Genomic DNA, 634 nt, shown 5'->3' with positions numbered 1-634 from the left:
GGCCCCCACGCCCCCCGCTCCCAAACCCCGCAAACGTCGCCGCGGCAGTGCCCGTTTCGCCGGGGCGCCGGGCGAGGAGCTGCCGCCCGCCGTCGTACCGGTCGTCGGGGCGCCGCCCCAAGCCGTACCGGCCGCGCCCGCCGCCGCACCCTTACTCAAGGGCGCGCGGTTCGCCGGCGCGCCCGAAGGGGAAGCGGCACCGCGGCCCGCCCGGCAGGAGCCGCGTGTGGACGAAGCGGCCCGCGAGGACGTACGCGCCCTCGTCGCGCGGCTCGGCAGGCTCCGCGCCGACGGGCGCAGCGGCGATGCCCACATCCTGCTCGTCGAGGCCGCCCACTGGCCCGCCGAACGCTACCCACTGCTCGCCGCCGCCCTGGAGCGCGCCGGGCTCGGCGCCGACTGGGCCACCCTCCTGTGGGAGGCCGCCTCGTTGCCCGCCGCCCGGCTGGTCGCCGCCGCCGACGTGCTCACCGCGGCAGGCCGCCGTACCGACGGCGAACAGCTGCTGCGGCAGGGCGTGGCCCGCCCCGCCCCCGAGATCGGCGAGGCGGTGCGGGCCCTGGCCGCCGAGGGCCACGACCGGGAGATCGCCGCCCTCCTGGACGCCTGCGTCCGCGCCCGCACCCCCGAGGAA

1 pseudogene is annotated in these 634 nt (G+C 80.0%); it reads left to right on the top strand.

The annotated features are described in order from the left end of the window. Window positions 1-634 (top strand): annotated as a pseudogene (locus tag MTQ10_RS30925) (hypothetical protein); the annotation flags it as partial.

This window comes from Streptomyces sp. XM83C (assembly GCF_023072675.1).
Lineage (GTDB): Bacteria > Actinomycetota > Actinomycetes > Streptomycetales > Streptomycetaceae > Streptomyces > Streptomyces thermocoprophilus.
This window is presented reverse-complemented; position numbering and strand designations above follow the sequence as displayed.